Below are 25546 nucleotides of genomic sequence, written 5' to 3' on the forward strand. Positions count from 1 at the left end.
TCCACCGCAGAGCTACACCCCCAAAGAACCCCTTTAACACCACCAGATGGGGGATATGGGTACTACGTCAGACAGCAACTGCCGAAACCCCAGAGAACGCCGCGTTGACGCGCGGCACCGTGGTCGTGGAGGCCGAGTACCGCAGCGGCTCACTGGTGACGGCCCGTCGCGCCCGCCGGCTCGGACGGCAGATGATGGGTGTGCCCGGGCCCGTCACATCCGGCCTCTCGGCCGGCGTCCACGAACTGCTCCGCGAGGACGCGGCCCTCGTCACCGACGCCGACGAGATCGCCGAGCTCGTCGGCGGCATCGGTGACCTCGCCCCCGAGCGCCACGGCCCCGTCGTCGCGCGCGACCTGCTGGCCAGGGCGGCGGCCATGGTGCTCGAAGCCGTGCCCGGAGGCAGCGGCGGCGACGCGGACCTCATTGCGCGAAACGCGGGCCTGAGCAGGGATCAGACGCTCGCCAGGCTGTACGAGCTGCAGTCCCTCGGCTTCGTCGAACGCCACGATGATCACTGGAAGTTGGCCGCCCCACCGTCAACATCCGGCATCCCCAAGCCCCCCGGACGGCGCCCGTCCGCGCGGCGAGGCGGTTCTTGACCTGGGGCGATCGGGTGAAAAGGTTAAGGGGACGACCGCGGCCGCCGATACGGCGAGGCCCGTACGGCCACCCGCGCCCCGGCGGCTGCACGCCGGTGCGGCCGGCGGGGAACCCATCCGCACACCGACCGAAGAGGACTCATCGCATACCGCAACTCAGCAGTCACGCTACGCTCACGGGATTCCAGCCATTCGTACCACTCGATCCACGTCACAGCAGAACGGCTCAAGACGACGAATGCCCCAGCACACCTCCGGTTCGGACCGCGCGGCGGTGCCGCCCGCGGCGCGCGGCGCCGAGCGCCCTCCCGCACCCTCGACGCTCGATGAGCTGTGGCGGTCGTACAAGGCCTCGGGCGACGACCGGCTGCGGGAACAGCTGATCCTCCACTACTCGCCCCTGGTGAAGTACGTGGCGGGGCGCGTCAGCGTCGGTCTGCCGTCCAATGTCGAGCAGGCGGACTTCGTGTCCTCGGGGATCTTCGGACTCATCGACGCCATCGAGAAGTTCGACCCCGCCCGGGAGATCAAGTTCGAGACATACGCCATCACCCGGATCCGCGGGGCGATGATCGACGAACTGCGTGCGCTGGACTGGATCCCGCGCTCCGTCCGCCAGAAGGCCCGCGCGGTCGAGCGTGCGTACGCCACGCTGGAGGCCGAGCTGCGGCGCACCCCCACCGAGGCCGAGGTGGCGGCCGAGATGGGCATCGGCATCGAGGAACTGCACGGCGTCTTCAGCCAGTTGTCGCTCACCAACGTGGTCGCCCTGGAGGACCTCCTGCACGCCGGCGCCGAGGGCGGCGAACGGCTGAGCCTGATGGACACCCTGGAGGACACCGCCGCCGACGACCCCGTCGAGGTCGCCGAGGACCGCGAGCTGCGCCGCCTCCTCGCCCGCGCGATCAACACTCTCCCCGAGCGCGAGAAGACCGTGGTCACCCTCTACTACTACGAGGGCCTCACGCTGGCCGAGATCGGGCACGTCCTCGGTGTCACGGAGAGCAGGGTCAGCCAGATCCACACGAAGTCGGTGCTCCAGCTGAGGGCCAAGCTGGCGGACGTCGGCCGCTGACACCGGCGGGATTCCTCCCTCGGCGTCGTCCCGGCCCCCGGCAATCCGTAAAGTGGGGACGTGCCCAGGATTCGAGCGGCCTCAGTGGCCGAGCACCGGACGATGCAGCGCGGCGCCCTGCTGGACGCCGCCCGCTCCCTGCTGTCCGAGGGCGGCACGGAGGCGCTGACCTTCCCGGCCCTGGCCGAGCGCACGGGACTGGCCCGGTCCTCGGTCTACGAGTACTTCCGCTCGCGGGCGGCCGTGGTCGAGGAACTGTGCGCCGTCGACTTCCCCGTGTGGGCGGCGGAAGTCGAGGCCGCCATGGAGGACGCGGACACGCCCGAGGCGAAGATCGAGGCGTACGTACGCCGTCAGCTGGCCCTCGTCGGCGACCGCCGCCACCGCGCCGTGGTCGCGATCTCCGCCGGAGAGCTGGACGCGGGCGCGCGCGAGAAGATCCGGGCCGCCCACGGCGGGCTCATCGCCATGGTCGTGGAGGCCCTCGAAGGCCTCGGCCACGAGCAGCCGCGACTGGCCGCCATGCTCCTGCAGGGCGTCGTCGACGCCGCCGTACGCCGGATCGAGCTCGGCGCGGCCGAGGAGCCGGACCGCATCATCGAGGCGGCCGTGTCCATGGCGCTGCGCGGCGTCAGGGGCTGACCGCGGCTGTACCGGCCCCGCCCGACAGCGGCAGCAGCCGGGACGGCGGCCTGCGCAGCATCCACGGCGGCAGCAGGGACAAGGGGTCCAGGTAGATCTTTCCGCGGAGCAGCCCCCAGTGCAGGCAGGCCCCGGAGCCAGCCGCACCTCCCGCCCCCTTGAGGCAGTGGGAGAGGAATGGCCCCGCCTGGAGCGTGCCGATCACTTGCCCGGCCGTCACCTCGTCCCCTTCCTTCACCATCGCGTCCACCGGCTCGTACGTGGTCCGCAGCGGTGGCTCGCCCGTCCCCGCGTGCTTGACCGCCACCACACCCCGCCCTGCGACGGTGCCGGCGAAGGACACGACGCCGGGCGCGGCGGCCCGTACCGCCTGACCCGGGCGGGCGACGAGATCCACCCCGCGGTGCCCGGCCGCCCAGGGCACCGGCGGCGGCCGCCAGACCCGTACGAGTAGAGGCCGGCCGCCTCGCGCCCCGGCGACCGGCCAGGCCCGGTCGCCTTGCTCCGGCCCGCCGCCCCCCGGCCCGGTTCCCGCGGTCGCGAACCGGGCGGATGCCGCAGGCGCGGCGGCGGGCGCCTCGGGTGCCGGAGCAGGCACGGGGGCGGGGGCGGGCGCCGGAGCGGGTGCCGCCGAGGCCCGTACGCCCGCCATCGCACCGCCGGCGCCCGCTGCCGCGAGGACACAGAGCGTGACCGTCCCTGCCTTGACGAGCAGGCGCCGCGTGAAAGATCCGAGCCTTGTCAAAGATCCGATGAGAGTCATGCCGGTACGGTGGCGGACTTCCGGCGATCGCGGGGATCTTGACGGAGATCTGTGGACTACTCGCGGGTTGTGCACAACGTCGTCACCCGCGCCTTCCCGGGTCCCGTACACTTCTCATGGCGATCCGGGTCACCGGATCGACTTCGCACGCCCCGCTACCGGCGCGTCAGTCCCTTTTCGGGCAGCCCGGTGGCCGTGTCTCTCGGTCCGCGGAAGGGTCCTCGCAAGGGCACCGTCCACGGCAGGCGCGTCGGGGCGTCAGGAGCGGCGGCCGCCCGGCCGTCGTGGAACCGAGTATTTCAAGGAGCGCGGCCATGGCCGTCGTCACGATGCGGGAGCTGCTGGAGAGCGGCGTCCACTTCGGTCACCAGACCCGTCGTTGGAACCCGAAGATGAAGCGTTTCATCTTCACGGAGCGCAACGGCATCTACATCATCGACCTGCTCCAGTCGCTGTCGTACATCGACCGCGCCTACGAGTTCGTCAAGGAGACCGTCGCGCACGGCGGCTCCATCATGTTCGTCGGCACGAAGAAGCAGGCCCAGGAGGCCATCGCCGAGCAGGCGACGCGCGTCGGCATGCCCTACGTCAACCAGCGCTGGCTGGGCGGCATGCTCACCAACTTCTCGACCGTCTACAAGCGCCTGCAGCGCCTGAAGGAGCTCGAGCTCATCGACTTCGAGGATGTGGCCGCCTCCGGCCTCACCAAGAAGGAGCTCCTGGTCCTCTCCCGCGAGAAGGCCAAGCTGGAGAAGACCCTCGGCGGCATCCGCGAGATGCAGAAGGTGCCGAGCGCCGTCTGGATCGTCGACACCAAGAAGGAGCACATCGCCGTCGGTGAGGCGCGCAAGCTCCGCATCCCGGTCGTCGCGATCCTCGACACCAACTGCGACCCCGACGAGGTCGACTACAAGATCCCGGGCAACGACGACGCGATCCGCTCCGTCACGCTGCTCACCCGTGTGATCGCCGACGCCGTCGCCGAGGGCCTCATCGCCCGTTCCGGTGCCGCCACCGGTGACGCGAAGGCCGACAAGGCCGCCGGCGAGCCCCTCGCCGAGTGGGAGCGCGACCTGCTCGAGGGCGAGAAGAAGGCCGACGCCGAGGCTGAGAAGCCCGCCGAGGCCGAGAAGCCCGCCGAGGCCGAGGCCGCTGCCGAGGCTCCGGCCGCGGACGCCGAGCAGGCCTGACAACTCAGTCGGTAGATCATGACGGGGGACGGCGCGCAGAGCGCCGCCCCCGTCGTGCACCCGTAGTCACCCAACGACTTTCGAGAGAGATTCACAGACCATGGCGAACTTCACCGCCGCTGACGTCAAGAAGCTCCGTGAGCTCACCGGCGCCGGCATGATGGACTGCAAGAAGGCGCTGGACGAGGCCGAGGGCAACCTCGAGAAGGCCGTCGAGATCGTGCGCGTCAAGGGCCTGAAGGGCGTGGCCAAGCGCGAGAGCCGCACCACCGAGAACGGCGCCGTCGTCTCCGTCATCGCCGACGACAACACCTCCGGTGTCATCGTCGAGCTGAAGTGCGAGACCGACTTCGTCGCCAAGGGCGAGAAGTTCGTGGCCGTCGCCGATGCCCTGGCTGCCCACGTCGCCAAGAGCGCCCCGGCCGACGTCGAGGCCCTCATGGCTTCCGAGATCGAGGCCGGCAAGACCGTCCAGGCGTTCGTGGACGAGGCCAACGCCACCCTCGGCGAGAAGATCGTCGTCGACCGCTTCGCGCGCTTCGACAACGGCTTCGTCTCCGTGTACATGCACCGCACCGCCGCGGACCTGCCCCCGCAGGTCGGCGTCCTGGTCGAGCTGGACAAGGAGAACGCCGAGGTCGCCAAGGACGTCGCGCAGCACATCGCCGCCTTCGCGCCGAAGTTCCTCAGCCGCGAGGACATCCCGGCCGAGACGGTCGAGAACGAGCGCCGCGTCGCCGAGGCCACCGCTCGCGAGGAGGGCAAGCCCGAGGCCGCCCTGCCGAGGATCGTCGAGGGTCGCGTCACCGGCTTCTACAAGGAGAACGTCCTGCTGGACCAGGCGTTCGCCAAGGACAACAAGAAGTCCGTCCAGAAGATCCTGGACGAGGCCGGTGTCACGCTGAAGCGCTTCGCGCGCATCCGCGTCGGCGCCTGAGCCGTCAGCAGGGCAGCGATTGACCTGCGACCCGCTAGGGTCGTACGCAGCCGATCCCTCACCGGTCGGCCGCTGATGTGACGAGGAGGCCATTGCCGCACAGGGAACCGAAAGGACCCATCCGGCAATGGCCTTCTTCGTATGTGCACGAGGAGAGCTCCAATGAATCAGGGTGCGGACGCCCGGCAGGCTGCCGACGACACCAGTGCTGACCACGGCCCACGCCGCCGGTTCCTGCTCAAACTGTCCGGCGAGGCGTTCGCCGGCGGGGGCGGCCTCGGCGTCGACCCCGATGTCGTGCACGCCATCGCCCGTGAGATCGCGGCCGTGGTCCGCGAGGGCTACGAGATCGCCGTCGTCATCGGCGGCGGCAACTTCTTCCGTGGCGCCGAGCTGCAGCAGCGCGGCATGGACCGGGCCCGCTCGGACTACATGGGCATGCTCGGCACCGTGATGAACTCCCTCGCCCTCCAGGACTTCCTGGTCAAGGAAGGCATCGAGACCCGCGTCCAGACCGGCATCACCATGGGGCAGGTCGCGGAGCCGTTCATCCCGCTGCGCGCCGTGCGCCACCTGGAGAAGGGCCGCGTCGTGATCTTCGGCGCGGGCATGGGCATGCCCTACTTCTCCACCGACACCACCGCTGCCCAGCGCGCCCTGGAGATCCACGCCGAGGCGATCCTGATGGGCAAGAACGGCGTCGACGGGATCTACGACTCCGACCCGAAGAAGAACCCCGACGCGGTGAAGTTCGACGCCCTCGAGTACAGCGAGGTGCTCGCACGGGGCCTGAAGGTCGCCGACGCCACCGCCATCAGCCTGTGCATGGACAACAAGCTGCCGATCCTGGTCTTCGAGCTGCTCGCCGAGGGCAACATCGGCCGTGCGGTCAAGGGTGAGAAGATCGGCACGCTCGTGAGCGACCAGAGCACGCGGGACTGACCACCCGCACTGCCGTCCGCAGGGGCTGGGCCCGGTGCGGACGGCAACTCCGTGCCGAGGGAAGACCTCGGCACGGGGATGGACAACTGCCTGCCGGTCGGACACCGTGCAGGAGAAGACGCGCGCAGGGGCGAGGCTCTGCTTACTGATAACACCAGGAGCAAGTGGTGATCGAAGAGATCCTCCTCGAGGCCGAGGAGAAGATGGAGAAGGCCGTTGTGGTCGCCAAGGAGGACTTCGCGGCGATCCGCACCGGGCGTGCGCACCCGGCGATGTTCAACAAGATCGTGGCGGACTACTACGGTGCGCTGACGCCGATCAACCAGCTGGCGTCCTTCTCGGTGCCGGAGCCGCGCATGGCGGTGGTGACGCCCTTCGACAAGAGCGCGCTCCGCAACATCGAGCAGGCGATCCGCGACTCCGACCTCGGCGTCAACCCGAGCAACGACGGCAACATCATCCGGGTGACCTTCCCGGAGCTCACGGAGCAGCGCCGCCGGGAGTTCGTCAAGGTCGCGAAGACCAAGGCCGAGGACGCCAAGGTCTCGATCCGCTCCGTGCGCCGCAAGGCCAAGGACGCCCTCGACAAGCTCGTCAAGGACAAGGAGTCCGGCGAGGACGAGGTGCGCCGCGCGGAGAAGGAGCTCGACGACACCACCGCGAAGTACGTGGCGCAGGTGGACGAGCTGCTCAAGCACAAGGAAGCCGAGCTCCTCGAGGTCTGATGAACGAGACATCCTGGGGGACCCCGCCGAGCGCCGGATACCGGGGGTCCACCGACCGGGGGCTGTCCTCTGCGGCCCCCTCGGCGGGTCCTGTGCATGAGGCGGGCGTGGCGGCGCAGACTCGGCCCATGCCCATCGTGCCCTCCTCAGGCGGAGACCAGGACGACCGTGACCAGGGGGCCGCCCATCTCCGCGGCCCCTTGTTCCGCGACGAACAGGAGCCCGACATCCGGCCCCAGGACCCTGCCCCGGTGCCTGCCTCGCCCGAGTCGCCGAAGGCAGGAAAGAAGAGCGCCGGCCGTGATCTGCGGGCGGCGATAGGGGTAGGCGTCGGCCTCGGTGCGGTCATTCTCGCCTCCCTGTTCATCTACAAGCCCGTCTTCCTCGGCGTGATCGTGATCGCCGTGGTGGTCGGGCTGTGGGAGCTGACCTCACGCCTGGCGGAGCGCAAGTCGATCCGCGCCCCGCTGGTGCCGCTCGCGGTCGGCGGGGCCGCAATGGTCATCGCCGGCTATGCCAGCGGTGCCGAAGGCGCGTGGGTGGCCGTGGCCTTCACGGCCCTGGCGGTCCTCGTGTGGCGCATGACGGAGTCGCCGGACGACTACCTGAAGGACGTCACGGCGGGCATCTTCGCGGCCTTCTACGTGCCGTTCCTGGCCACCTTCGTGGCCCTCATGCTGGCGGCCGGGGACGGCGCGTGGCGGGTGCTCACGTTCCTGATCCTGACGGTGGTCAGCGACACGGGGGCGTACGCGGTGGGCTGGAAGTTCGGCAAGCGCAAGCTGGCCCCGCGCATCAGTCCCGGCAAGACGCGCGAGGGGCTGGTCGGGGCGATGGCCTTCGCGATGGTCGCCGGCGCGCTGTGCATGCAGTTCCTGATCGACGGCGGAGCGTGGTGGGAGGGCCTGCTCCTCGGCTTGGCCGTCGCGGTCAGCGCCACGCTGGGCGACCTCGGCGAATCCATGATCAAGAGGGATCTCGGCATCAAGGACATGGGCGCCCTGCTGCCGGGACACGGCGGCATCATGGACCGGCTGGACTCGCTCCTGCCGACCGCGCCGGTGGTCTGGCTCCTCCTGGTCGTCTTCGTCGGCTCGGCCTGAGGCGGGCCAGGTACCCTGGAAGGGCTCGCTGCTCTGCGGCGGGCCCTTTTCCGGCCCCGCGCCCTGCGGGGGTGCCCCTGTGAGATCTCCGGGTTCCGGCATCGTCCTGCCGCTGGCTCCGCGATTGCGGAGGTCATCCGCCGTCGTCAATGAGGAGTCTTTGCTCATGGCCCCCGCGCCTGGAGAACTGACGTTCGTCGCCCCCCGGGGGGCCAAGCTGCCGCCGCGCCACCTCGCCGACCTCTCGCCCGCCGAGCGGCGCGAGGCCGTCTCCGCGATCGGCGAGAAGCCGTTCCGCGCCAAGCAGCTCTCGCAGCACTACTTCGCCCGGTACGCGCACGATCCCGCGACGTGGACCGACATCCCCGCGGCGGCGCGCGAGAAGCTCGCCACCGAGCTGCTGCCGGAGCTCATGAGCGTCGTGCGTCACATCTCCTGCGACGACGACACCACCCGCAAGACCCTCTGGCGCCTGCACGACGGCAAGCTCGTGGAGTCCGTGCTGATGCGCTACCCCGACCGGGTCACCATGTGCATCAGCTCACAGGCCGGCTGCGGCATGAACTGCCCGTTCTGCGCGACGGGCCAGGCCGGGCTGGACCGGAACCTGTCGACGGCCGAGATCGTCCACCAGATCGTGGACGGCATGCGGGCCCTGCGCGACGGCGAGGTCCCCGGCGGCCCCGCGCGGCTGTCCAACATCGTCTTCATGGGCATGGGCGAGCCGCTGGCCAACTACAAGCGGGTCGTCGGCGCCATCCGCCGCCTCACGGACCCCGAGCCGGACGGCCTGGGGCTCTCCCAGCGCGGCATCACCGTCTCCACCGTCGGCCTGGTCCCCGCGATGCTGCGCTTCGCCGACGAGGGCTTCAAGTGCCGCCTGGCCGTCTCCCTGCACGCGCCGGACGACGAGCTGCGCGACACCCTGGTGCCGGTCAACACCCGCTGGAAGGTCCGCGAGGTCCTCGACGCGGCGTGGGAGTACGCGGAGAAGTCCGGCCGCCGGATCTCCATCGAGTACGCCCTGATCCGCGATATCAACGACCAGGCATGGCGTGGCGACCTCCTCGGGCGGCTCCTCAAGGGCAAGCGCGTCCACGTCAACCTCATTCCGCTCAACCCCACCCCGGGGTCGAAGTGGACGGCGTCCCGGCCCGAGGACGAGCGCGCCTTCGTCGCGGCGATCGCCGCGCACGGCGTGCCCGTGACCGTCCGGGACACCCGCGGCCAGGAGATCGACGGCGCCTGCGGACAGCTGGCCGCCACCGAGCGCTGAGCAGGCGCCGCAGGCCGGACGCCGATCCGTGACGAGGGCACTGATACGGTGCCCTCGCACAAATGAACAATCCGACAGGGGAGCGCCCACGGGGCGCTGAGAGTGCGGCACGGCCCGCAGACCCTCGGACCTGATCCGGGTCATACCGGCGTAGGGAGTCAGCTCAACCATGAACACCAACCTGCGGCGTGCCATCGGCACGGCGGCACTTGCCACGCTCGCCTTCCCGGCCCTGGCCGCGTGCGGCGGCTCGAACGACTCCGGCGGCTCGGGCGCGTCCGACGGCAAGGACAAGAGCGTCACCCTTGTCTCGCACAACTCCTTCGCCGCGTCCGACGAGGTGCTCAAGCAGTTCACCCGGCAGACCGGCTACAAGGTCAACGTCCTCAAGGGCGGCGACGCCGGCCAGGCCGTGAACCAGGCCATCCTCTCCAAGAGCCACCCGCAGGGCGACGTCTTCTTCGGCGTCGACAACACCCTCCTCTCCCGGGCGCTCGACCACGGCATCTTCGCCCCGTACGAGGCCAAGGGCCTGGAGCGGGTGCCGCGGAAGCTCCAGGCCGACGCCGGCGAGCACCGGGTCACCCCCGTCGACACCGGCGACATCTGCGTCAACTACGACCGCGCCTACTTCGCCGACCACAAGCTGGCCCCGCCGCAGACCCTCGACGACCTCGTCAAGCCCGAGTACAAGAACCTCCTCGTCACCGAGAACGTCGCCACCTCGTCCCCCGGCCTCGCCTTCCAGCTCGCCACGGCCGCCAAGTACGGCGACGACGGCTGGCAGGACTACTGGAAGAAGCTCAAGGCCAACGGCGTGGAGGTCGTGGACGGCTGGGAGCAGGCCTACAACGAGCGCTTCTCCGGCTCCGCGGGCGGGAAGAAGGCCAAGGGCGACAAGCCCCTCGTCGTCTCCTACGCCTCCAGCCCGCCGGCCGAGGTGATGGGCGTGAAGCCGCAGCCCGCCGAGGCTCCGACCGGCGTGGCCACGGGCACCTGCTTCCAGCAGACCGAGTTCGCCGGGCTGCTGAAGGGCGCGAAGAACCCCGAGGGCGGCAAGGCCCTGATCGACTTCCTCCTGAGCCGTACGTTCCAGGAGGACATGCCGCTGCAGATGTTCGTCAAGCCCGCCAACCAGGACGCCAAGCTGCCCGAACTGTTCACCAAGTACGGCGCACAGGTGAACGAGCCCGGCACGCTCGCCCCCGAGAAAATCGCCAAGAACCGCGACCAGTGGGTCAAGGCATGGTCCTCGCTCGTCCTGAAGTAGAGCCGGGGGCCGCGGCACGGGGCCCCGCACGAGGCGCGGGCGGGGCCGGCCGGCGGACGGCGGTGCGGCTCGGCCTCATGGCCCTGCCGCTCGCCTTCTTCGGCGTCTTCTTCGCCTACCCCGTCGCCGCGATCGTCTCCCGGGGCCTGAAGGACGGCGGGCAGTGGCAGTTCGCCCGCGTCGGAGAGGTCCTGACCGACCCGGCCATCGGCCACGTGCTGTGGTTCACCACCTGGCAGGCGGCCGCCTCCACCGCACTGACCCTCGCCCTGGCCCTGCCCGGGGCGTACGCCTTCGCACGCTTCGACTTCCCCGGCAAGCGCATGCTGCGCGCCGTGGTCACCGTGCCGTTCGTCCTGCCGACCGTCGTCGCCGGCTCGGCCTTCCTGGCGCTTCTCGGCCGCGGGGGACTGCTGGACGAATGGTGGGGAGTGCGCCTGGACACCACGGTCTGGGCCATCCTGCTCGCCCACGTGTTCTTCAACTACGCCGTGGTCGTCCGCACTGTCGGCGGCCTGTGGGCCCAGCTCGACCCCCGCCAGGAAGAAGCCGCGAGGGCCCTGGGCGCGGGTCGCTTCACGGCCTGGCGGCGGGTCACGCTGCCCGCCCTGGCGCCCGCGGTGGCCGCGGCCGCCCTCATGGTCTTCCTCTTCACCTTCACCTCCTTCGGCGTCGTGCAGATCCTCGGCGGACCGCGCTACGCCACCCTGGAAGTGGAGATCTACCAGCAGACCGCGCAGATGCTCGACCTGCCGACGGCAGCCGTCCTCACCCTCCTGCAGTTCGTGGCCGTGGCCGCCCTGCTGGCCGTGCACGCCTGGACGGTGCGCCGACGTGAGGCGACCCTGCGGCTGGTCGACCCGGCGCGCACCGCGCGGCGCCCGCGGGGCGCGGGACAGTGGGCGTTCCTGGCGTCCGTCCTTGCGGTCGTGGCCGTGCTCATCCTCGCGCCGCTCGTGGTCCTCGTGCTGCGCTCTTTCGAGGGCCCGGACGGATACGGGCTGACCTTCTACCACGCGCTGGCCTCCGCGGACGGCAACGCCGGCACGTTCGTCGTCGCCCCGCTGGAGGCGATCGGCAATTCCCTCGAGTACGGGCTCGCCGCGACGGCCATCGCGGTCGTGGTCGGTGGGCTCGCGGCCGCGGCCCTGACGCGGCGTGAGGGGCGCCTCGTGCGGGGCTTCGACGCCCTGCTCATGCTGCCGCTCGGCACGTCCGCCGTGACCGTCGGTTTCGGCTTCCTCATCAGCCTCGACGAGCCGCCGCTGGACCTGCGGGCGTCCTGGATCCTGGTGCCGCTCGCACAGGCCCTCGTGGGCGTCCCGTTCGTCGTCCGCACCGTACTGCCCGTCCTGCGCGCCGTGGACGCCCGGCTGCGTGAGGCCGCCGCCGTGCTGGGCGCCTCACCGCTGCGGGCATGGCGGGAGGTGGACCTGCCGCTGGTCGGCAGGGCCCTCGGGGTCGCCGCCGGCTTTGCGTTCGCCGTGTCCTTGGGCGAGTTCGGGGCCACCGTCTTCATCGCTCGCCCGGACAGCCCCACCCTGCCGGTCGCGGTCGCCAGGCTGCTGGGCCGCCCCGGGGAGCTCACCTACGGGCAGGCGATGGCCCTGAGCACGATCCTGATGCTGGTGTGCGCCGCAGCGCTGCTGGTGCTGGAACGCATCCGCACCGACCGTACGGGGGAGTTCTGATGGCCCTGCTGCACCTGGAGAAGATAGGCGTCCGCTTCGGTGAGCGCGCGGCGCTCGACGCGGTGGACCTGGAGGTCGCCGAGCAGGAGATCGTCTGCGTGCTGGGCCCCAGCGGCAGCGGCAAGTCCACGCTGCTGCGGGTGGTGGCCGGCCTGCAGCACACGGACTCCGGCCGGGTGCTCCTCGCGGGCCGGGATCAGAGCGGCGTTCCCACACACAGGCGTGGTGTGGGCCTCATGTTCCAGGACCACCAGCTCTTCCCGCAGCGGGACGTGGCGGGCAACGTCGCGTTCGGGCTGCGCATGCGGGGGACGGGGCGCGCCGAGACGGCCCGGAAGGTCGCCGACCTGCTCGACCTGGTGGGGCTGCCCGGTGCACAGCGCCGCTCAGTCGCGGCCCTGTCCGGCGGCGAGCAGCAGCGGGTGGCCCTCGCAAGGGCCCTCGCACCCCAGCCCCGGCTGTTGATGCTCGACGAACCCCTCGGACAACTGGACCGCAGCCTGCGCGAGCGCCTGGTCGTGGAGCTGCGCGATCTTTTCAGCCGGCTGGGCACCACGGTGCTGGCCGTCACTCACGACCAGGGTGAGGCATTCGCATTGGCCGACCGGGTGGTCGTCATGCGCGACGGCCGGATCGCCCAGGCCGGCACGCCGCTGGAGGTGTGGCAGCGGCCGGCGTCCGAATTCGTGGCCCGCTTCCTTGGCTTCGACAACGTCGTTGAGGCGACGGTCAGCGGCGATCGAGCGGACACCGCATGGGGCAGGATTCCCGTCCCCCCGGGCTCGCGGCAGGGCGACTGCAGGCTGCTCGTACGGCCCGCAGGCGTACGGCTGGTGCCTGAGGCGGAGGGCCTGCCGTGCACGGTCACCGGACGGACGTTCCGGGGCGATCACGTGGTGCTGATGCTGCGCCCCGCGGACGGCCCTGCGCTGGAGGCGGCGTGCGGGCTGCACGGGGCCCCCGAGACAGGCGACCACGTAGGCGTCGAATTCGACGTGGCGGACGTCGTCGTGCTGGACAGCGCGGCCGCGGGGCACGGCTGAGCGACGGCAAGAGGCTGCATACGTCAGGGCCCCGGCTGCCGGGCGGCGGCCGGGGCCCTGACGGCGGTCAGCGAACCGCCGAAGGCTGGAGCTCCTGTGGTTCGGGCTCGGCCACGGGCGTGTCCGGCTCGCCGAACCAGGCGACTGCGACAGCGCCCGCGACCGCCAGAACGAAGCCGAGGACGGCTACCCAGGCGAAGCCGGGGCGGGAGTTGTCGCCGAGCAGCAGGACGCCGATGATGCCCGGAAGAATGGTCTCGCCGACCACCAGTGCCGCCGTGGCGCCGTTGACCGAACCGATCTGCAGGGCCACCGTGTGCAGGTACATGCCGACTGCGCCGGATATCAGGATCGCGTAGAGCGCCGGGTCGGCAATCAGCGTCGGAAGGTCGAACGGGTCGATCCCGTCCAGGATCCGGACGCCCACGCCGATCGCACCGAAGCCGAGACCGGACAGCAGACCGGCCAGGATCGCGGCCCGTGCACCCATCAGACGGACAGCCACGGTGCCGCCGCCCATCAGCACGACCGAAATGATCAGGAGCCACCAGTGCGTGGACATCGGTGTGTCACCGCCCCCCTCGTGGCCCGCGGCCGTCGCCAGCAGCACGAGCGCCGAGCAGACGACACCGATCGACGCCCACTCGGGCCTGGTCAGCCGGATGCCCAGGAGCTTGATGCTCAGCAGCGCGGTCACGACGAGGTTGGCGCTGATGACCGTCTGGGAGAGGAAGAGCGGCAGCATGCGGGCGGCGAGCGCGCCGAGCCCGAAGCCGAGGAAGTCGAGGACGGTACCGACCATGAACTCCCACGTCACCGCGGCCTTCGCGGTGGAGGACAGGCTCGGCCCACCGTGCTGGGTGGTACCCGCCGAGGAGGCCTTCGCGGCCTCCCGGCGGGCCGATTTCCGCGAGCCCACGGCTTGCAGGACCGAACCTGTGCCGTAACAGGCCGAGGCCGCGACAGCCGTCACAAGGCCGATGATCACCAATAGCTCCGTTCGCCGGATATCCGTCGTGCTCCTCAGCAGACGCGCAATCCGGCGACGAAGTTGCCTTGAGTCAAGAACTGGTCAAGAACTGTTGTGCGGCAGCCGCTTGGCGGGCCCGGAGCGCGGGCCCGCCCCAGGCGCCTTCAGCGTGACATCGGCAGTGCCACGAGCTCCGCGATCGCCCACGTGAGCGGCGTCAGGACGGCCAGCAGCACGCACGTACGCAAGACGGCCGCCCCGCGCAGCATGGACGCGGGGATGCCGAGGCGCTGCAGAGCCGCCGTGGTGCCGGTCCGGTTCTGCCGGCTGTCCAGGGCCGCTGTGATGGCCGTAGCGGTGACACAGGCCATCACGAGTGCTGCGCCGAGGCCCGTGAGAGGGCCGAAGGGGCGGGGCCCGGAGGAGTCCCATGCGGCGCCGTAGAGTTCGGCGGCGGCCAGGGCGCCCGAGGCGACCGCGCAGAGCACGCCGAGCGGCCGGCCGATCCGGGTGGCGGCGTCTTGCAGTATCCGCCCGGCCAGAAGCCGTACCGCCCCGGGCCGCCCGGCCGCCAGGAGCACCCCGCACCAGTGCGTCAGTCCGGGGCCGGCCAGTACGAGCCCCAGGGAGGCCAGGAGCCAGCCCCCCAGCACGCCGGGAGAGGTGCCGTCCGCTCGGCCGGGCAGTGAGATCAGCTTGTTGGGGTCGGGCGCCGGGCCGTGTCCCACGTACGCCTCCAGGGCGAGTCCTACCGCGATGATGGCGATGCCCCATGGGAGGCCGGCGTAGGCGGGCTTGGGCGCGGGGGCGGCCGGCGGGACCGGAGAAGCGTCGGCAGGGGCCTCGGCCGGCTCCGCGTCCTCCGCACCCTCTGTGCCCTCCATGGGCTCCGTGGCGGCCTGATCGGCGGCCTGCTGCCTCATGGCCGCCGCCTCACGCCGCGGGTGGAGCGCAATGATGCAGGCTCCTGCCGCAAGCGCCGGCAGGAGGCCGAGGAGGGTCAGCGTCGCGCCCCACGGCAGGTGCGCCTGACCGTCCAGCAGCCGGCTCGCCGAACCGCTCAGCGGGCCGCTGAGGTCGCCACGGAGCTCCATGTACAGCAGAAGGGCGAACGCGCTGCCGAGGGTGCACGAGATCGCGGTGGATGCCGCCGCGAGAAGCGTGAGCTGCACGGGGCCGAGGCCCGCGGCGTCCAGGCCGTCGCGCGGGCGTGTGGCCGGATCGCTGCGGGCCACCGCAAGCGCGAACTGCACGACTGCCGCGAGTGGCACAGCGCACCACACCAGCCGCACGAGTGACTGGCCCGTCGACTGAGGATGGGCCACCGCATAACCCAGGGTGCACAGCAGCAGGAAGCCCACACCCGCCGCGGCGGCCGCCACCAGCAGCCTGCGCAACAGGACGAGCGGGTGCGCGCCGCGCGCTAGGCGGAGACTGAGCACGCCGCCCTGCCCTCTCCGTCAGGCGCGTCCAGCACCGGGAGCGCGGTGCCCCGGCGGCCGTCGACCAGGGAGACCGTACGGTCGGCCAAGGTGGCGATCTCGTCGTCCAGTGTGGCGATGACGACCGTGATGTGGTGCGAGCGTGCTGCCGTGGTCAGTGTGCGCAGCACCTGCGCACGGTCGGCGTTGTGCAGCGGAGCCGTCGGTTCGTCGGCGAACAGCACGGTGGGCTCGCTCGCCAGCGCCCGTGCAATGGCGATCCGCTGGCGCTGCGCCTGGAGCAGGGCGGCCGGGCGCTTGCGGTGGCAGTCGCCGACGTCGAGGCGCTCCAGCCACTCGCCGGCGGTGCGCTTGGCGGCCCGGTGCCCGACGCCGCGCATCAGCAGCGGCAGCGCCGTGTTCTCCCAGGCCGTCAGCTCCGGCACGAGGTGGGGCTTGCTGTCGATCCAGCCGAACCGCTCGCGCCGCAGCCGCTCCCGGGCGGCACGCGAGAGGGTGTGCACGGGGGCGCTGTTGAACCACACCTCGCCGGGATCGGGAAGGATCTGCCCGGACAGGCATTTGAGGAGCGTGGTCTTGCCTGAGCCGCGTGGCCCGGTGATGGCGAGAATCTCTCCCTCGCGTACGCCGATGGAGACCCCCGCGAGTGCGGGGGAACCGCTGTGGGCGTAGTGCAGGCCGCGTGCCCAGAGCACGTCGTTGTCCGGCGGGGCCACCATATCGAGCACCTCGGGTCGCTGTAGGGTCCGTTCCCCTGTCCGGGGGAACGAACCGGAGGCCATTGGGTCACTGGCACCGTACGGAACCGGGATCCTAGCCTTTGCCCAGGCTCGGCGCTGGACGGCCCACTTTCCTCCGGTCGGCCTCATGCCCCGGGGGTCGCATATGAGTCGGAGCGCATATGCGACGGAACGGTGCGACCGGATGTGCGGTAGGGCGTGGTGCGCGTGCGACGGGCGTGCGTCCCGCGTGCGACGAGTGTGCGGCGTGTGCGCCCTGGAACAGTACGGGCCCCGCCGGCGGCGTGAGGCCCGCATGAGGCCTGGCGTGAGGCCCCCGTATGAGGCCTGCCTGAAGCGCCGCACGAAGCCTGGCGCCAGGCCGCGCATGAGGCCCCGCATGGGGCCCGGCGTGCCCGGCATGGGGCGGCGTCGCGCGGTATCTACGCCTCACGCTCGCCCGCGGCGAAGCCGTGGCCCACGCGCGCATGGCCTGTGGGGGGTCGCGCGGGGCCACGGCGGGAGGGGCGAACCACCGGCAGCGACGGCGGCTCGCCTTGGTCCGTCAGATCCTGGTCCAGGCCTCCGTGAGCACGCCGCGGACGATCTGCTCGATCTCGTCGAAGGTCGACTGGTCGGAGATCAGCGGCGGGGCGACCTGGATGACGGGGTCGCCGCGGTCGTCGGCACGGCAGTACAGGCCGTTCTCGAACAGCTTCTTGGACACGAAGCCGTAGAGCAGCCGTTCGCACTCCTCCGGTGTGAAGGACTCCTTGGTGGCCTTGTCCTTCACCAGCTCGATGCCGTAGAAGAAGCCGTTGCCGCGCACGTCGCCGACGATGGGCAGGTCGTGCAGCTTCGACAGGGTCGCGTGGAAGGCCGCCTCGTTGTCGAGCACGTGCTGGTTGAGGCCCTCGCGCTCGAAGATGTCGAGGTTGGTGAGCGCGACTGCTGCCGACACGGGGTGGCCGCCGAAGGTGTAGCCGTGCAGGAAGGTGTTGCTGCCCTTGAAGAACGGCTCGGCGATGCGGTCGGAGACGACGGTGGCGCCGATGGGGGAGTAGCCGGACGTCATGCCCTTGGCGCACGTGATGATGTCCGGGACGTAGCCGAACTTGTCGCAAGCGAACATCGTGCCGAGGCGGCCGAAGGCGCAGATGACCTCGTCCGAGACGAGTAGCACGTTGTACGTATCACAGATCTCGCGCACCCGCTGGAAGTAGCCGGGCGGGGGCGGGAAGCAACCGCCGGCGTTCTGCACCGGTTCCAGGAAGACGGCCGCGATCGTGTCGGGGCCCTCGAAGAGGATCTGCTGCTCGATCTGGTCGGCCGCCCAGCGGCCGAACGCCTCCGGGTCGTCACCGTGGATCGGGGCCCGGTAGATGTTGGTGTTGGGCACCTTGTAAGCACCGGGGACGAGCGGCTCGAAAGGAGCCTTGAGCGCGGGCAGGCCGGTGATGGCCAGTGCTCCCTGGGGCGTGCCGTGGTAGGCGACGGCCCGGGATATGACCTTGTACTTCGTGGGGTTGCCGGTGAGCTTGTGGTACTGCTTCGCGAGCTTCCACGCGGTCTCCACGGCCTCGCCGCCGCCGGTGGTGAAGAAGACCTTGTTGAGGTCGCCCGGCGCATGGTGGGCGAGGCGCTCGGCGAGCTCGATCGCCTTGGGGTGCGCGTAGCTCCACACCGGGAAGAACGCCAGCTCCTGAGCCTGCTTGGCGGCCGCCTCGGCCAGCTCGGCCCGCCCGTGGCCCGCCTGGACCACGAACAGCCCCGCGAGCCCGTCCAGGTAGCGCTTGCCCTTGTCGTCGAAGATGTAGGTGCCCTCGCCGCGCACGATGGTGGGCACGGGGGCGTTCTCGTACGACGACATGCGGGTGAAGTGCATCCACAGGTGGTCGTACGCAGTCTGGGAGAGGTCCTTGCTCACGGCTATCGGGTTCCCCATGTGTAGGTCTGCTTGCGGAGCTTGAGGTAGACGAAGCTCTCGGTGGAGCGCACGCCCGGCAGGGTGCGGATGCGCTTGTTGATCGTTTCGAGGAGGTGGTCGTCGTCCTCGCAGACGATCTCGATGAGGAGGTCGAAGGAGCCTGCGGTCACGACGACGTACTCGACCTCGTCCATCGCGGTCAGGGCGTCGGCGACCGGATCGAGGTCGCCCTCCACGTTGATGCCGACCATCGCCTGACGCCGGAAGCCCACGGTGAGCGGGTCGGTGACGGCGACGATCTGCATCACGCCCTGGTCGAGCAGCTTCTGGACACGCTGCCGGACGGCTGCCTCGGACAGCCCCACGGCCTTGCCGATCGCCGCGTAGGGACGGCGGCCGTCTTCCTGGAGCTGCTCGATGATCGCCAGGGAGACGGCGTCGATGGGCGGCGTGCCGTGCACGTTCTTCGGGTCTGGACTACGAGTGGCCACACGTCCACTGTGCATGCGTCTCGTCCGTGTGGCAACCCTGAAGCGATGAAATTCGTTGCCAAGGGGTGGGGGAATAACTGATTCCGTCGTTCATGGGTGTGAGGTATGTCGAAAACGCGGGCTGACTGACTAGGCTGACGGTCTCACCCAGTGGACATCTGACAGGAGGGGTGGCAGCCATGACCACCGAGCTGCGTCGTCTTCGCAATTTCATCGACGGGGAGTTCCGCGACGCCGCCGACGGGCGGACCACCGAGGTGGTCAATCCGGCCACAGGCGAGGCCTACGCCACCGCTCCGCTGTCCGCCGCCGCGGACGTCGACGCCGCCATGGCCGCGGCCGAGGCGGCCTTCCCGGTGTGGCGCGACCTGGTGCCGGGCGAGCGCCAGAAGGTACTGCTCAAGATCGCCGACGCCATCGAGGCGCGCGCCGAGGAGCTCATCGCCGCCGAGTCCGAGAACACCGGCAAACCGCTGGCCCTCACGCGCAGCGAAGAGGTCCCCCCGATGGTGGACCAGATCCGCTTCTTCGCGGGCGCCGCGCGCATGCTGGAGGGCCGCTCCGCGGGTGAGTACATGGAGGGCCTGACCTCCATCATCCGCCGCGAGCCGATCGGCGTCTGCGCGCAGGTGGCCCCGTGGAACTACCCGATGATGATGGCCGTGTGGAAGTTCGCCCCGGCGCTCGCCGCGGGCAACACCGTCGTCCTCAAGCCCTCCGACACCACGCCCGCCTCCACGGTCCTCATCGCCGAGATCATCGGCGGTGTGCTGGAGGAGCTCGGCCACCCCAAGGGCGTCTTCAACGTCATCTGCGGCGACCGGGAGACCGGCCGCCTCATGGTCGAGCACCCGGTGCCGGCCATGGCCTCGATCACCGGCTCCGTGCGGGCCGGCATGCAGGTCGCGGAATCCGCCTCCAAGGACCTCAAGCGCGTCCACCTGGAGCTCGGCGGCAAGGCCCCCGTCGTCGTCTTCGACGACGCCGACATCGCCAAGGCCGTCGAGGACATCGCCGTCGCCGGCTACTTCAACGCCGGCCAGGACTGTACGGCCGCGACCCGCGTCCTCGTCCACGAGTCGATCCACGACGAGTTCGTCACCGCGCTCTCCAAGGCGGCCGCCGACACCAAGACGGGGCAGCCGGACGACGAGGACGTGCTCTACGGGCCCCTCAACAACGCCAACCAGCTCAAGCAGGTCGCCGGCTTCATCGAGCGGCTGCCCGGCCACGCCAAGCTCGAGACCGGCGGGCACCGGGTCGGCGAGAAGGGCTACTTCTTCGCCCCGACCGTCGTCTCCGGCCTCAACCAGGACGACGAGATCATCCAGCACGAGGTATTCGGCCCCGTGATCACCGTCCAGTCCTTCGCGGACGAGGACCAGGCCGTCGAGTACGCCAACGGCGTCGAGTACGCACTGGCCTCTTCGGTATGGACGAAGGACCACGGCCGCGCCATGCGGATGTCCAAGAAGCTCGACTTCGGCTGCGTGTGGATCAACACGCACATCCCGCTGGTCGCCGAGATGCCCCACGGCGGCTTCAAGAAGTCCGGCTACGGCAAGGACCTCTCGGCCTATGGCTTCGAGGACTACACGCGCGTCAAGCACGTCATGTCGTCGCTGGACTGACGAGGTCCGGGTCGGCCGCCGCCTCATGCGGCGGGCAGGCCTGCCTCATGCGGCAGAACGCCTGCCCCTTGCGGTTGGTCGGGCCGCCCCATGGCGTGGACGCGCCCGCCTCATGCGGCGGGCAATCCTGCCGCACGGGGCAGAAACGTCTGCCCCGTGCGGTGGGCGGGCCACCGCGCCCCATGCCGCACGGCTGCAGGCCCGGTGCCGTACGCATTGGGGCGCCCCAGGCCCGGCGGCCCGGGGCGTCCCACACCGCCACAGTGGCCCGCATCGGACGCGCTCGTTCCGGTGCGGGCCGTCGCGCGTCCGGCGCCGGTATCATCGACGGCCGGCCGTTCCCGGCCGTCAAGGTGTCGGGAAGTGCGGTCGCCTCCCGGACAGGCCGTACATTGTCCGCGAAGATCCGACCCACCATGCTGCCGGAATGCGAGAGAAGCCAGTGAAGCCCCTGTCCCGCCGGACCCTGCTGCGCGCTCTCGGCGCCGGCGCAGGGGCCGCCGCGCTCGCCGGCTGCGGCGTGCCCGCCGCCTACGTCGAGCCGGCCGACAGGGCTGCCGAGGACCGGTCCGGCAACGACAAGCGCCTCGTGTTCGCCAACTGGCCGCTCTACATCGACGTGGACGAGAACGATCCGCAGAAGCGACCCACGCTCGACGCGTTCGAGAAGCAGAGCGGCATATCGGTGAAGTACACCGAGGAGATCAACGACAACGACGAGTTCTTCGGCAAGGTCAGCCCCGCTCTGATGAACCATCAGGAGATCGGGAGGGACCTCATCGTTGTCAGCGACTGGATGGCGTCCCGCTACGTGCGCCTGGGCTGGGTCCAGGGGATGGACCGCTCCCGACAGCCGAACGTCGACCGCCACCTCGACCCGCTGCTGCGCAAGCCCTCCTTCGACCCCGGCCGGCTGCACACCGTCCCCTGGCAGTCCGGCATCACGGGCATCGCGTACAACCGCAAGAAGCTCGGCCGGGAGATCCGCCACACCTCCGACCTGTGGAAGGACGATCTGCGCGGCCGGGTCACGCTGCTCGCCGGCCTGGACGAGGCGTACTCGCTGCTCATGCAGGGCAACGGCGCCGACGTCACCCGCTGGACCGCCGACGACTTCCACACCATGACCGACCAGCTGCGCGGCCTCGTGCGCAAGCGGCACATCCGCCGCTTCACGGGCAACGACTACATCAAGGACCTCTCGTCCGGTGACGTCCTGGCCTGCCAGGCGTACTCCGGCGACATCATCCAGCTCCGGGCCGACAACCCCGACATCGAGTTCGTCGTTCCGGAGGAGGGCGCCGAGCTGTGGGCCGAGAGTCTCATGGTGCCCAACCTCGCCCGCCACAAGCGCAACGCCGAAGCGCTCGTCGACTACTACTACCGGCCGGAGGTCGCCGCACAGCTCGCCGCCGCGGTCAACTACGTCTGCCCCGTGCCGGCCGCGCGCGATGTCCTTGCCTCGTCCTCGGACAAGGAACAAGCGGAGCTTGCCGAGAACCCGCTCATCTTCCCCAGCGACGACATGCGCAAACGCCTGGCGACGGCGCGCGACATGACCGCACGGGAACGGCCGGCCTTCACCAAGGAGTGGAACGAGATCGTCGGCCTCTAGCCCGCCTCATGCGGCAGCTCCCCGCTGCCCGCCCCATGCGCCCCGCTCAGCCGCCCCCTCAGCCCCGGAGCAGTGACTGCAGTGTGCCGACCCGGTTCGTGGTGATCGCGTCGACGCCCGCCGCCAGCAACCGCCGCATAGTGAATCGGGTGTCCGCGGTCCAGGCCGATACCAGCAGCCCGTCCGAGTGGTTGCGGGACACGAGCTCGGGGCTCACCAGGCCGAAGCGGTAGTTCAGCCAGTGCGGAGCGACCGCGGTGAGCAGCGCACGGCGCGGCGGCATCAGCGTCGTCCACGTCAGAGCGGTCTCCGCATCCGCGTCCGCGCGGCGCACCGCCAGCATCGACGCCGCGCCGCCGCAGTAGTACACGCGCCCGGTGGCTCCGCTCGCGTGCACTTCGGCAACCGCCGCCTCGGCGGCTGATGCGTCCGGCAGGTCGATGAACAGCCGCGGCCCGGAGTGCCCCGCGCCGAGGTGCAGGGCCTCACGCAGGGTGGGCACCCTGCCGCCCGTCAGCTCCCGCAGTTCGTCCGCCGAGAGCGAGTCCAGGACCCGCGTGAGGCCCCACAGACGCTCCAGCGTCGTGTCGTGCAGCAGCACGGGCACGCCATCGCGCGTGAGGCGGACGTCGACCTCCACCGCCCCCGCGCCGGCCTCAAGCGCCGCACGGATCGAGGGGAGGGTGTTCTCCCGGAACCGGTACGGATCGCCGCGGTGGGCGACAGCGGTCACGGCGCGGGCTTCCACAGCGGGGGAGTTCGGGCTGGACATGCTGCTCATTGTCGTTGCGGTGCGCGTCTGCGGCCGTCAGCCCCGCCAGGCGGCGGTGTACGCGTCGATCTCGGCCCGGAGTGCGGCCTTGCCCGCTGCGTCCATGAACGAGGCCTCCACGGCGTTCTTGGCAAGATCGGCGACGCCTGCCGCGTCGAGCTCAAGGAGGCGGGCGGCGACCCCGTACTCGCGGTTGAGGTCGGTGCCGAACATGGGCGGGTCGTCGCTGTTGACCGTCACCAGGACGCCGGCGGCCACCATCTCCTTGATGGGGTGCTGATCCAGGTCGGTCACGGCGCGGGTGGCGAGGTTGGACGTCGGGCAGACCTCCAGCGGGATGCGGTGCTCGGCCAGGTGGGCCAGCAGATCCGGGTCCTGCGGGGCGCTGGTGCCGTGACCGATGCGCTCGGCGCGCAGGTCGACCAGGGCGTCCCAGATGGTCTGCGGGCCCGTCGTCTCACCGGCATGGGGCACGCTGTGCAGCCCCGCGGCGATGGCCCGGTCGAAGAACGGCTTGAACTGCGGCCTGGGCACCCCGATCTCCGGCCCGCCCAGCCCGAAGGAGACGAGCCCCTCGGGCTTAAGCTCACAAGCGATCCGCGCGGTCTCCTCCGCGGCCTCCAGCCCCGCCTCGCCCGGGATGTCGAAGCACCAGCGCAGCACGACGCCCAGCTCCGTCTCGGCCGCCTTGCGGGCGTCCTCAATGGCCTCCACGAAGGCCGCGTCGGGAATGCCGCGCCGGGTGGAGCTGTAGGGGGTGACGGTCAGTTCGGCGTAGCGGATGTTCTGCCGCGCCATGTCGCGCGCGACCTCATACGTCAGCAGTCGCACGTCCTCCGCGTCGCGGATCAGGTCGACCACCGAGAGGTAGACCTCGACGAAGTGCGCGAAGTCGCGGAAGGTGAAGAAGTCGGCCAGCGCCTCGGGGTCGGTCGGCACGGGCGAGTCCGGGTGGCGGGCGGCCAGTTCGGAGACGATGCGAGGGGACGCCGACCCGACGTGGTGCACATGGAGCTCCGCTTTCGGGAGCCCGGCGATGAACGAGTCGAGTACGGACATGCGTGCCTCCATGGCGCGGTCGGCTGGAGCCGGTCGACGGGTGCCGTTCATCGTATGCGGGACGTGCGCGACCGTTGTGCTCAGGCCTTAGCATGACGGAGTATCGACTGGGGAGGGCTATGTCCGACAAGGCCACCGGGGCCGACGAGCAGCCGGAGCCGCGGGACTCCGATCCCTGGGCTCCGCCGCAGCGGCGGATATCCCTCGACAAGCCTGGTGCACAGCCGGTATCCGGGCAGTATGCCGGTGACGCCCAGGTGCCTCATGCCGCCGGATCACTGCGGCCCCATGCAATGCCCGCGCCTTATGCCGTCGCCCCGCCTCATGCGGCCCCGGCGGAGCCTCATGCGGCCCCGCTGCCGCCCCCCGCTCCGGCCCCGGACACCGTCCCGCCCGTGCCCCTCGCACCGACCGGTCCCGGCACCCCCAGCGCGTACCAGGGCAACCCGTACGACCAGACCCTCTACGGACTGCCCGGCCGCCCTTCTGCAGCCCCGGGACCTGGCCTCTACGGCATGCAGGCGCCGCCGTACGGCCAGGGCCCCTACGGCCCCGGTGCGTATCAGCCGGGCTCGTACGGCTATCCGGCCGCACCGTTCTACGTTCCACCCGCGCCCAGCAACGGCATGGGGCTGGCGGCCCTTGTGCTCGGCATCGTCGGCACCGTGCTCGCCCCCACGGTCGTCCTGGGGGTGGTGCTCGGCGTCCTGGCGATCGTTTTCGGCGCCGTGGGGCGCGTCAAGGCGCGCAAGGGAGAGGCCACGAACCCCGGACAGGCGCTCGCCGGCCTCATTCTCGGGGGCGTGGGGCTCGTCGCTACCGCCCTGATGGTCATCGTGTACATCAACGTCGACGTTGACGACAACGACGGTCCGGCGCCCGACGACGACCCCGGGGCGACCTACGGCGCCTACCTGTCGGCGCCGGTGCTGATCGTGGACCGCTCGCCCAGCCGCTGACGCGCCTCCATCAGTGCGAAGCCCAGGAGGTTATCGCCCTGCCAGCGGGCCGGGTCCCCGGCCCGCTCGTCGTCCGCGGCGAGCCCGATGCCCCAGACCCGGTCGAGCGGACTGGCCTCCACCAGCACCCGGTGCCCGGTGCCCAGCAGGTAGGAGCTCAGCGTGGCGTCCTGCGTGAACTTGTGGAAGCTGCCCTCCACCACCAGCCCGAAGCGGTGGCGCCGCCACGTCTCCTCGTCGAACCCGCGCACCATGCGACCCGCGTCCTTCGCCTGCTTCGGGTGCGAGGCCGCAATCGCTTCGGCTTCCGCCTCCGCGTCACCGAAGAGCCGTGCCTTGCCGGCCATCATCCAGTGTTCGGCGGTCGCGTAGACGGTGCCGTCCACCGTGAACGGCGAAGGCCACCACTGGCTGAAGCAGCTCGCGCCTATGCGCCCGTCACGCTGCGGCTGATGCCCCCAGAAAGAGACGTACTTGAAGCGCTCCCCACGGGCGACAGCGGCCACCAGCTCCGCCACCGAGCGCGGACCGTCCGCCTGTCGCCTCTGGTACCGCCCCGTATGCCGCTCCATGCGCTCGTATTCCTGCTGGTCCCCGTTGATCTTCATGCCTGCCATTCTGCAACCTCCGCGGGCACCTGAACTCGGCTGACCGTGCCCGACCGTTCCCCATAGCATTGCCGGACGCAGTTCAACGGAGGGG

23 protein-coding genes, 1 pseudogene and 1 riboswitch are annotated in these 25546 nt (G+C 70.6%); of the genes and pseudogenes, 15 read left to right on the forward strand and 9 right to left on the reverse strand.

Going from position 1 to position 25546, the window contains the following annotated elements; genetic code table 11:
- Positions 1 to 98 precede the first annotated feature (98 nt).
- From IF61_RS0129780 to IF61_RS0129790, 3 genes and pseudogenes are all read left to right on the forward strand, one after another.
- Positions 99 to 602, forward strand: a pseudogene (locus IF61_RS0129780) (DNA-processing protein DprA); the annotation flags it as partial.
- Between the two features lie 238 nt (positions 603 to 840).
- Positions 841 to 1677, forward strand: a complete 837-nt coding sequence (gene whiG / locus IF61_RS0129785) for an RNA polymerase sigma factor WhiG (RefSeq protein WP_030369654.1) — start codon at positions 841 to 843, stop codon at positions 1675 to 1677.
- A gap of 102 nt (positions 1678 to 1779) precedes the next feature.
- Positions 1780 to 2319, forward strand: coding sequence for a TetR/AcrR family transcriptional regulator (locus tag IF61_RS0129790; RefSeq protein ID WP_043191396.1), 540 nt, complete (start codon positions 1780 to 1782; stop codon positions 2317 to 2319).
- On the opposite strand, the gene IF61_RS34805 is transcribed toward IF61_RS0129790, so the two are convergent.
- Positions 2309 to 3082, reverse strand: coding sequence for a M23 family metallopeptidase (locus IF61_RS34805; RefSeq protein ID WP_078660609.1), 774 nt, complete (start codon positions 3080 to 3082; stop codon positions 2309 to 2311). The two genes, IF61_RS0129790 and IF61_RS34805, sit on opposite strands and share 11 nt — an antisense overlap.
- Positions 3083 to 3396: 314 nt before the next feature.
- Here IF61_RS34805 and rpsB point away from each other — a divergent pair, with 314 nt between their 5' ends.
- From rpsB to IF61_RS0129840, 9 genes are all read left to right on the forward strand, one after another.
- Positions 3397 to 4272: a 30S ribosomal protein S2 gene (rpsB, locus tag IF61_RS0129800; RefSeq protein ID WP_030369657.1), complete on the forward strand. Its 876-nt coding sequence runs from the start codon at positions 3397 to 3399 to the stop codon at positions 4270 to 4272.
- 100 nt (positions 4273 to 4372) lie between these two features.
- Positions 4373 to 5209: a translation elongation factor Ts gene (tsf, locus tag IF61_RS0129805; protein ID WP_030369658.1), complete on the forward strand. Its 837-nt coding sequence runs from the start codon at positions 4373 to 4375 to the stop codon at positions 5207 to 5209.
- 162 nt (positions 5210 to 5371) lie between these two features.
- Positions 5372 to 6151, forward strand: a complete 780-nt coding sequence (pyrH, locus tag IF61_RS0129810) for a UMP kinase (RefSeq protein WP_030369659.1) — start codon at positions 5372 to 5374, stop codon at positions 6149 to 6151.
- Between the two features lie 167 nt (positions 6152 to 6318).
- Complete coding sequence (gene frr / locus IF61_RS0129815; protein ID WP_030369660.1) at positions 6319 to 6876, forward strand: ribosome recycling factor; 558 nt, start codon at positions 6319 to 6321, stop codon at positions 6874 to 6876.
- On the forward strand, positions 6876 to 7979 hold the full coding sequence (locus IF61_RS0129820; protein ID WP_030369661.1) for a phosphatidate cytidylyltransferase: 1104 nt from the start codon (positions 6876 to 6878) through the stop codon (positions 7977 to 7979). Before frr ends, IF61_RS0129820 begins: the two co-directional genes overlap by 1 nt.
- A 166-nt stretch (positions 7980 to 8145) precedes the next feature.
- Positions 8146 to 9255, forward strand: coding sequence for a dual-specificity RNA methyltransferase RlmN (gene rlmN, locus IF61_RS0129825; protein ID WP_030369662.1), 1110 nt, complete (start codon positions 8146 to 8148; stop codon positions 9253 to 9255).
- A 66-nt stretch (positions 9256 to 9321) separates the two neighbouring features.
- Positions 9322 to 9429, forward strand: a riboswitch (TPP riboswitch).
- Entirely contained in the window at positions 9425 to 10525 is a 1101-nt protein-coding gene (locus IF61_RS0129830; RefSeq protein WP_030369663.1) for a thiamine ABC transporter substrate-binding protein, read from the forward strand. Its footprint overlaps the riboswitch before it by 5 nt.
- A 62-nt stretch (positions 10526 to 10587) precedes the next feature.
- Positions 10588 to 12216: an ABC transporter permease gene (locus IF61_RS0129835; RefSeq protein WP_052393233.1), complete on the forward strand. Its 1629-nt coding sequence runs from the start codon at positions 10588 to 10590 to the stop codon at positions 12214 to 12216.
- Positions 12216 to 13259, forward strand: a complete 1044-nt coding sequence (locus IF61_RS0129840) for an ABC transporter ATP-binding protein (protein ID WP_030369665.1) — start codon at positions 12216 to 12218, stop codon at positions 13257 to 13259. Before IF61_RS0129835 ends, IF61_RS0129840 begins: the two co-directional genes overlap by 1 nt.
- A 67-nt stretch (positions 13260 to 13326) precedes the next feature.
- On the opposite strand, the gene IF61_RS0129845 is transcribed toward IF61_RS0129840, so the two are convergent.
- From IF61_RS0129845 to IF61_RS0129865, 5 genes are all read right to left on the reverse strand, one after another.
- A complete protein-coding gene (locus tag IF61_RS0129845) occupies positions 13327 to 14247 on the reverse strand; it encodes a DMT family protein (RefSeq protein WP_030369666.1) in 921 nt (306 codons plus the stop codon).
- A 146-nt stretch (positions 14248 to 14393) separates the two neighbouring features.
- On the reverse strand, positions 14394 to 15671 hold the full coding sequence (locus tag IF61_RS0129850; protein WP_030369667.1) for a hypothetical protein: 1278 nt from the start codon (positions 15669 to 15671) through the stop codon (positions 14394 to 14396).
- Complete coding sequence (locus IF61_RS0129855; protein ID WP_030369668.1) at positions 15653 to 16390, reverse strand: ABC transporter ATP-binding protein; 738 nt, start codon at positions 16388 to 16390, stop codon at positions 15653 to 15655. Before IF61_RS0129855 ends, IF61_RS0129850 begins: the two co-directional genes overlap by 19 nt.
- A gap of 565 nt (positions 16391 to 16955) precedes the next feature.
- Complete coding sequence (locus IF61_RS0129860; RefSeq protein ID WP_030369669.1) at positions 16956 to 18335, reverse strand: aspartate aminotransferase family protein; 1380 nt, start codon at positions 18333 to 18335, stop codon at positions 16956 to 16958.
- Positions 18320 to 18823 (reverse strand): Lrp/AsnC family transcriptional regulator, encoded by a 504-nt coding sequence (locus IF61_RS0129865; protein WP_078660611.1) that lies wholly within the window; start codon positions 18821 to 18823, stop codon positions 18320 to 18322. Before IF61_RS0129865 ends, IF61_RS0129860 begins: the two co-directional genes overlap by 16 nt.
- Positions 18824 to 18987: 164 nt before the next feature.
- Here IF61_RS0129865 and IF61_RS0129870 point away from each other — a divergent pair, with 164 nt between their 5' ends.
- Together IF61_RS0129870 and IF61_RS0129875 are read left to right on the forward strand one after the other, a co-directional pair.
- On the forward strand, positions 18988 to 20439 hold the full coding sequence (locus IF61_RS0129870; RefSeq protein ID WP_030369671.1) for a gamma-aminobutyraldehyde dehydrogenase: 1452 nt from the start codon (positions 18988 to 18990) through the stop codon (positions 20437 to 20439).
- Positions 20440 to 20866: 427 nt separating this feature from the next.
- The gene (locus IF61_RS0129875) at positions 20867 to 22054 is read left to right on the forward strand and encodes a polyamine ABC transporter substrate-binding protein (RefSeq protein WP_030369672.1); all 1188 of its coding nucleotides are present in this window, start codon (positions 20867 to 20869) and stop codon (positions 22052 to 22054) included.
- Between the two features lie 58 nt (positions 22055 to 22112).
- On the opposite strand, the gene IF61_RS0129880 is transcribed toward IF61_RS0129875, so the two are convergent.
- Positions 22113 to 22826: a glycerophosphodiester phosphodiesterase gene (locus tag IF61_RS0129880; RefSeq protein WP_052393236.1), complete on the reverse strand. Its 714-nt coding sequence runs from the start codon at positions 22824 to 22826 to the stop codon at positions 22113 to 22115.
- 36 nt (positions 22827 to 22862) lie between these two features.
- Positions 22863 to 23885: an adenosine deaminase gene (locus tag IF61_RS0129885; protein ID WP_030369674.1), complete on the reverse strand. Its 1023-nt coding sequence runs from the start codon at positions 23883 to 23885 to the stop codon at positions 22863 to 22865.
- A gap of 395 nt (positions 23886 to 24280) precedes the next feature.
- On the opposite strand from IF61_RS0129885, the gene IF61_RS32910 reads away from it, so the two are divergent.
- On the forward strand, positions 24281 to 24844 hold the full coding sequence (locus IF61_RS32910) for a DUF4190 domain-containing protein (protein ID WP_052393238.1): 564 nt from the start codon (positions 24281 to 24283) through the stop codon (positions 24842 to 24844).
- Here the strand turns inward: IF61_RS32910 and IF61_RS0129895 are convergent.
- Positions 24796 to 25416: a riboflavin biosynthesis intermediates N-glycosidase gene (locus IF61_RS0129895; RefSeq protein ID WP_043191409.1), complete on the reverse strand. Its 621-nt coding sequence runs from the start codon at positions 25414 to 25416 to the stop codon at positions 24796 to 24798. The genes IF61_RS32910 and IF61_RS0129895 overlap by 49 nt on opposite strands.
- Positions 25417 to 25546: the final 130 nt, after the last annotated feature.

Origin of the sequence: Streptomyces roseoverticillatus, from assembly GCF_000719265.1 — a bacterium.
Lineage (GTDB): Bacteria > Actinomycetota > Actinomycetes > Streptomycetales > Streptomycetaceae > Streptomyces > Streptomyces roseoverticillatus.